Annotated in this window: 6 protein-coding genes; 2 read left to right on the top strand and 4 right to left on the bottom strand. The window is 65.6% G+C overall.

The window, feature by feature from the left end; translation table 11 throughout:
* Nucleotides 1-127: 127 nt before the first annotated feature.
* Nucleotides 128-1,066: a MurR/RpiR family transcriptional regulator gene (locus FV228_RS16905; RefSeq protein WP_147855693.1), complete on the bottom strand. Its 939-nt coding sequence runs from the start codon at nt 1,064-1,066 to the stop codon at nt 128-130.
* Between FV228_RS16905 and FV228_RS33170 the strand changes: the two genes are divergently transcribed.
* Nucleotides 962-1,177, top strand: coding sequence for a hypothetical protein (locus FV228_RS33170; RefSeq protein WP_187277785.1), 216 nt, complete (start codon nt 962-964; stop codon nt 1,175-1,177). The genes FV228_RS16905 and FV228_RS33170 overlap by 105 nt on opposite strands.
* A gap of 642 nt (nt 1,178-1,819) precedes the next feature.
* Here the strand turns inward: FV228_RS33170 and terL are convergent.
* The 3 genes from terL to FV228_RS16890 form a co-directional block, all read right to left on the bottom strand.
* Nucleotides 1,820-3,346, bottom strand: coding sequence for a phage terminase large subunit (terL, locus tag FV228_RS16900; protein ID WP_147855692.1), 1,527 nt, complete (start codon nt 3,344-3,346; stop codon nt 1,820-1,822).
* Entirely contained in the window at nt 3,343-3,648 is a 306-nt protein-coding gene (locus FV228_RS16895; RefSeq protein ID WP_147855691.1) for a hypothetical protein, read from the bottom strand. The genes terL and FV228_RS16895 overlap by 4 nt, the downstream gene beginning before the upstream one ends.
* A gap of 177 nt (nt 3,649-3,825) precedes the next feature.
* On the bottom strand, nt 3,826-5,031 hold the full coding sequence (locus FV228_RS16890) for a DNA modification methylase (RefSeq protein ID WP_187277783.1): 1,206 nt from the start codon (nt 5,029-5,031) through the stop codon (nt 3,826-3,828).
* 1,016 nt (nt 5,032-6,047) lie between these two features.
* On the opposite strand from FV228_RS16890, the gene FV228_RS16885 reads away from it, so the two are divergent.
* On the top strand, nt 6,048-6,665 hold the full coding sequence (locus FV228_RS16885) for a glutathione S-transferase N-terminal domain-containing protein (RefSeq protein ID WP_147855689.1): 618 nt from the start codon (nt 6,048-6,050) through the stop codon (nt 6,663-6,665).
* Nucleotides 6,666-6,726 lie beyond the last annotated feature (61 nt).

Here is a 6,726-nt window from a genome sequence, read left to right as displayed (position 1 = left end):
AGGCAGGCCGCTCCGGCCGCCAGGATCTCGGCGAGGGCCGCGTGATAGCGCGCCTCGCCGGGATCAGCCTGGCCCGACGCGATCGTCCCAGCGCCGCCGTGGATCACGAGTACGGGGCGGTGGTCGCTCATGGAACGGTTCCCGGGGGCGGGGTGTCGGTTAGGTCGTCGGTTCCGCCCTGCGGTGGCCAGGCGGCGTAGTCGCGGTCGAGCCAGGGCAGGACGGCTTCCGTCACCCGCGTCGCGGCCGGGACGAGATCCACGGTGGCGTGGGCGAAGGCGCTCGCCAGGGCCTCGACGAGGGCCGTCAGGCTGGCATCTGAGGCGGCAAAGTAGTGGCAGTCAGTCTGCGCGTAGAGCGCGATCGTAGCGGTGGCGACGAGGGGCGAGTGCGGTCCGTCGGTCAGCGCCAGGACCGCGGCGCCGTGCTTCCGGGCGATCTCGGCCAGCCGCACCGTGTCGGCGAAGTACCGCGGGGTTGCGAGCGCGATGACGAGGTCGTCGGTCGTCAGCCGGCGCAGAGTCCGGGCGGCGAAGCCGGGCCCCTCCAGGGTTGCCAGCAGGTGGACGTCCTCTCGGTTGACGTCGAGGTTGCGCGCCAGGATGCCGGCCGGCCAGCTGCTGCTGCCCAGCCCGACAATGTAGACCCGTCGGGCCCGGCGGATCGCCTCGACGGCCTGCGCACAGGTCTGGCCGTCGAGCCCGCGGCGTGTCGCTTCAATGTTGCGGACGATGTCGGCCAAGGCTCCGTCGAGGATGCCGGACGCGGTAGCGGTTTGATCTCGGCCGCCGCGCAGCTTCTCGACCGGTGCGAGCGCCTTCTCGTAGCCGAGGACGAGAGCCGAGCGGAACTTTGCGTAGCCCTCATAGCCCACAGCGCGGGCAAACCGATTAGCGGTGGCGACTGAGACGCCGACCAAGTCGGCAAGCTCATTCACAGGCAGGGTCGCAGCGCGCAACGGATGATCAAGGACGAAGCGGGCGACGTCTCGGTGAGCGGAGCTAAGCGCCGGAAATGCTTGCGCGATCCGCTGCGCGACAGACAGCTCCTCATGGTCCGATGCCACGACGCTCCAGCCGATCAAAAATTCTCACTGGTGGTCAGTCTGAGATTTTTTTCGATCACCCGCAAGCGCTTCGATGCTTATTTTCGCGGCACGAGTTGCACAAATCGCTGAACCTCCCAGACGAATTGGGTCATCTCACTTCTAATCAGGTGCGGATCCCCGTTCACGGCACCTTCGTTGGCCGATGGCTGCGGTTCCGCTCCTGCTGTCTCGGGCTGATCCTGCGCAGGGAAGTGGCGGAGGCTCGCTGCAGGCACAATGGCGGCCGGTGAGCCGATCTAAGCCGATGTCTGCTTCGGAGATGCCGGCCGACACCACCGAATGGCCGAGATGGGCGCAAAGCCGAACGGCGGGTTTTGCGCCTATCGAGGATCCGGCATGCGAAGCCTGGGGAGAAACGGAATGGCTGCTTCGGAGTAGGGCCGCCGCAAAAGCGGGCGGGTGTAAATGGCGGTTCAATTCCAAGCCACCAAACCACTCTGAATGCGTCGATTACAAAGGATAACGCTCAATGAGCGCCCGGCCGTAAGTGATTCACCGACAAATCGTTTCGCCAATAAGCTCCGAAGGATTGGTAAAGTTCAAGTGGTATGGATTTACTCCGACCAATTGGCTGATTTTAGTCGGTTTTAAACAAGTAAAGCGGATTTTTATATTGATTTTTTCAGAAATTCTGATAAGTTTGCGTTAGGATTATACTTCGACGCCGATCCACAAACTGCCCTTCCCAGCCGCTGAGAAATCTTGGTGCGATCAGCCCAGCTGCGGCGGCACATCGAACGCCCTGGATCCAGACCGGCCACGATGCCGATCGGGCGCCTCTTCAACCTCCGCCACGGCGCGGCGTTCGATCGTTCTCCGCGTCGGGTTGCGGCGCTGCATCGGCTGGAGGCTCGCGGTCTTCGTGACCAGATAATCGAGAGCCTGCGAAGTCGCGTCGACCTGATCGTCGCTCCGGCCGAACGGAAAGGCCAACAGTTCGCTGACGTAGTCATGGGTCCAAGGCTCCGACGCGGGTATCCACACCTGCCCCGCCTCGAACCGCGCACTCTGCGCAAGAAGCCGGGCACGCTTGTCGTAGCGGGGCCGCCGAAGGTGAACCCGTATGCCGCTGGTGCGCCGAATGTCCTGCTGCAAGCTGCGGCCCAATTCGGTATCCTCGATCAGAGTCTCGTCAGGACGCCAGTCGCGGATCGTCTCAAGGATTTTACTGCGCAGCTCCGGGGTTTCCCACCGGCCTCGGACCAATTCCAGCAGGTAGTAGTTCTCCCCGTCCCAGCCCCAGAGCATGCCGACCGAGTAGCTGCTGGTCGCGTCCAGCGTCGAGGCCGTGTCCCAGCTCGCAACGAAATACTTCAGCGCCGGATCGTTGAGGTCGCGATCGGCATAGCGCAGCCATTCGCGGCGGATGACGTTGCCGTCCGCGGGCACAGGGTCCTGGAGGTACATCGCCGCGAAGGTCATCGAGCCGACGGCGCGCCGCATCTCCTCTAGCGCTTCACGCGGCTCGCGCTCAGCATCCAGCACCTCGCCGGCCCGGCGTTGGTAGATGTCGTGCTCGTGCGGCCCGATCCGATAGCATGCTGCTTCCGGTGCGATCGCCGGCAAGACCAGCCGGTCCCAGTCACCGCTCCGCTGCACCTGACCGATGAGGTCGTCTTCGTGTAGCCGCTGCGAGATCAACACGATCGCACCCTTGCGTTTGTCGTTGAGGCGAGTGCGATGCGCGGTGTTCCAAAGCCCCATCTCTCTGCGCCGGACGGCTTCTGAGAAGGTTGCATCCGGGCTCATCGCGTAGTCACCGATGATGAGATCCGCGCCGCGTCCGAGGACCGGCCCCGAGATCGACACCCCGAAGCGGTAGCCACGCTCGGTCGTAATCGTCTCGAGCTTACGGTCCCCGCCCTGCTTGATCTGGAACGCCGGAAAAGCCTCCTGGAACCATGCGCTGGCGACAATCGCCCGAAACGCTGCGGCATGTGTCTGGGCGAGGTCGGCGGAATACGAAGTGCAGATGATGCGCAACCGCGGATCGCGGCCGAGCCGCCAGGCGGTGAACGCGACCGTAACGATGAGCGACTTGCCCGAGCGCGGCGGCACGTTGATGATCAGCCGCTGGCGTTCGCCGCTCTCAACCCCGCGCAGGGCGTGAGCCATGGCGTGAAGGTGCCAGTTGTCGACGAACGGGGTGCCCGGCTCGAGCGTTGCAAAGCAGCGCTCGTAGAACACCATGAAGTCGGTGCGCAGGGCATGGCGATAGAGGCGCTGAATCTGCGTCATGCCGCACCCTCGTCCGAGAGATCGCCATCCGCATCGTCGTCGGGTGCGGTCCCCGATTCTACCCCTTCGTCTGAGGACCGTCGCCCATGCGCACGACGCGCGATCAGGCGGTCGAACGCCGCCTGATCCTCGGGACTGAGCGTATCGACTGTTTCAGTGTCGGGTCGGCTCGCCCGCCGCTCCCGCCGGCGCCTGTCCAGTTCTTTGGCCGCGGAAACGTTGCCCGCCAGGACCTCCTTGTACAGCGCGAAATCGACGGTCTCGTCGCGGGTCAGCCGCTTCCGCTTGCCCGCGACCTGCACGACGACGATCTCGTCGAGAAAGTCGCCTTTCGACTTGGGCTTGCCCTTGCGGCCCCACGGATTACCGACTTAGTTCGGCTTGAAGCGATGCTGCGGCGGTGGACGGCCGTAGCCGACATGCGTGGCATCAACCGGCGGCGGCTCGCCGCGCTTGCGGTCCTTGGCCATGGGACCGCCTCACGTGCGCCGCAAGCACGGCGGCAGCACGATGCCCCGCTGCTCGGCCATCTCGGCAAACGTTAGACCGGTCCCAGCATGGCGCGCCTGTGCGCGCGTACACCGTTCCATCCAGCGCACAGCGAGATCGACGTAAAGCGGATCGATCTCGAGACCGAAGCCGCGCCGCTTCGCGCGGTGCGCCGCGACCAGGGTGGTGCCGCTGCCGGCAAAGGCGTCGAGCACGATATCGCCACGCCGGGATACGTCCAGGATTGCGTCCTGGATCATCGCCACGTTCTTCGGCGTCACGTGCTCTAGGCCATCAGGGTCGCCTGCCCGGGAGAAGCTGTTCGCGCCGGGATAGCTCCACACATTCGAGCGATTGCGGCCATTACGGCCGAGCTCGATGTTGTTGACGTGCGCCGCCGCGCCCTTCTTCCAAATGAAACACAACTCGTGGCCGGAGCGCCAGAGCGAGCCCATGCCGGGATTGGTCTTGGCCCAGACCGCGAGATTGAGAAGCTGCTGGTAGACAGCATGACCGGCCGCCAGCATCTCCTGCATGTGCCGCCAGTCCATGAACTGAAGCGAGAGCGAGCCATCCTCGGCATGCTCCCAGAGCCGCTCGAACACGGCGTGTAGGAACGCTGTGAACTCTGCGACACTCATCTCGCCGGAGGCCATGGCAAACTCGCGGGCGCCGACCCGACCGGTGACATGTCCGGCGACCGGGACGTTGTATGGCGGATCGCACAGGACTAGGTTCGCGAGCATACCGGCCATGACCGCGGGAAGGCTCACCTCGCTCAGGACGTCGAGGCAGCCGAGGCGGTGACCGCCTTCGAAGGTCCAAATATCGCCGAGCTGAGAAATCGCCTGCTTGAGTGGCCCCGGCAAAGCGTCGTCGGGATTGTCCTCGGTGGGGGTGAGGATCACATCGAGCTCGGCCGAGCTGAACGCGGTGAAGCTGACGAGGTCGATGTCGAAATCGGCGAGGAAAGCGAGCTCGTCCTTCAGCACGTTCGGATCCCAGCTCGACAGCTCCGGCAGCTTGTTGAGGGCGATGCGCAGGGCGCGGGCTTGCGCGTCCGAGAGGTTGGCCAACGCGATGGTCGGGACCGTTGCGAGGCCGAGCTCCAGGGCTGCGGCGAGGATCTGATGACCGGCGATGACGCGGCGATCGGCGTCGATCAGGATCGGCTCGACGATGCCCCAGCGCGTCACGCTCTGGAGTAGGTGCTCGCGGTGGCGAGGCTGGTACTTGCGCAGTCGCGCCCGTGCGACGACGAGCTCGCTCGGTGACAGATTGACGATGGCGAGGGATCGCTGGGCTGACTTCTGATGAGCCAGTGATCGCCTGCGAATCCGGGTCGGCGGCGGTTCGACCGAGGGGATGAGGTGCGGTTCGGTAGGAGTAGCTGGAGACATGACGCCGGTCCAATCGAGTCAGCATGGGCCAACAGTCACCTTCCCCCAACGCACGATCATGGTGCGGCGAGGCGTGGAGAACCGAAGGCAGCCAATGCTCGAACCCGATGCGGATGATCCGCGACGCGTCGTGCTTCTGCGTACGACAGAATTCGCCGGATCGCCCGCCGGGGTCAATCAAAAAATGATGCGATAGGAATTGGTACGCGGTCGAAGTCGCATCTCTGTCGCCGGAACTTCCGTTTCGAGTCCCATTTCGCGCTGCATCAAATTCGCATTTCGCGCGCGCTCAGCAGAGACGGGTTCGAGCCCGACTGCGCCCACCACCAGGCCTTCCTGGTGGATATCCAGCGTCCTGCTCGCCGCAGCGATAGCGCTGCAGGGACCGGGACTTAGCGGCGGCTCACGGGGTCTCCCGGCACCATCCTGATCGGTCCGCCGTCACGCTTCGGGAGCGAACGCGCCCTCGCTCTGCGCGTCGCGTCGACGCTTCTCCCTGCCCGGCTGCCGCAGCCTCCGAGACCGGTTCATGTCCCGTCCGGGACGCATGCGCGCGCAAACATCGCCCCGTCGCGGTTTTCATGCCGCACGCGATGAGGATCGGCGGTCGCCGCCGGCCCCGCGCCGCCGGGTCGGACCGGCCGTGTTCGGTGCGACCGGGCCGCTTCGGGGGCTTCTTCGCCGCATTCCTGAACGCCGTCGCGCGGCGGCTTGATCGCGGCGCTTCCAGTCCGCACGATGCCCCGATCCGGTCCGGTCGCGCTCGGGCAACCGCGCGCCGTTCGCGACCGCCCGCATGGCGAGGCCCCGCGATGATCGAGCTGTATGCCTGGAACACGCCCAACGGACGCAAGATCAGCGTCGCCCTGGAGGAGATGGACCTGCCCTATCGGGTCCGGACCGTCGACATCACGAAGGGCGAGCAGTTCGATCCGGCCTTCCTGGCGATCAGCCCGAACAACCGCATCCCCGCGATCGTCGATCCGGACGGGCCCGGCGGTTCGATCTCGCTGTTCGAATCGGGCGCGATCCTGCTCTACCTCGCCGAGAAATCGGGCCGGTTCCTGCCGGCCGATCCGCGCCAGCGCATGGCCGTGCTGGAGTGGCTGATGTGGCAGATGGGCGGGTTCGGACCGATGCCGGGGCAGGTCCACCATTTCCTGGGCGTCGCGGAAAAGGACCGGGCCTACGGGTTGGAGCGCTACCTGAAGGAGACTCACCGGCTCTACGGGGTGCTGGATCGGCGCCTCGCGGCGGCGGAGTTCGTCGCCGGCGCGCTGTCGATCGCGGATTTCGCCATTCTGGGCTGGGCGTGGCGGCACGAGCGCCATCAGGTCGACCTCGCCGACTACCCGCAGGTGAAGCGCTGGTACGATACGATGATGGCCCGGCCGGCGGTGCGGCGCGGCTTCGACGTCGCCTTGAGCTGAGAGCGCGGGCGACGCGGGGGGGCACCTTCGAAACGCGCGACGGCGCCGGGCGCGTCATGCG

It is taken from the genome of Methylobacterium sp. WL18, from assembly GCF_008040015.1.
Lineage (GTDB): Bacteria > Pseudomonadota > Alphaproteobacteria > Rhizobiales > Beijerinckiaceae > Methylobacterium > Methylobacterium mesophilicum.
Note: the sequence above shows the minus strand (reverse complement) of the source record. Positions and strands in the feature narration are given on the sequence as shown.

Excerpts from the sequence above, each read along its gene's own strand:
- FV228_RS33170 (WP_187277785.1), top strand. The coding sequence starts at position 962 with ATGATCAAGGACGAAGCGGGCGACGTCTCGGTGAGCGGAGCTAAGCGC.
- terL (WP_147855692.1), bottom strand. The coding sequence starts at position 3,346 with ATGACGCAGATTCAGCGCCTCTATCGCCATGCCCTGCGCACCGACTTC.
- FV228_RS16885 (WP_147855689.1), top strand. The coding sequence starts at position 6,048 with ATGATCGAGCTGTATGCCTGGAACACGCCCAACGGACGCAAGATCAGC.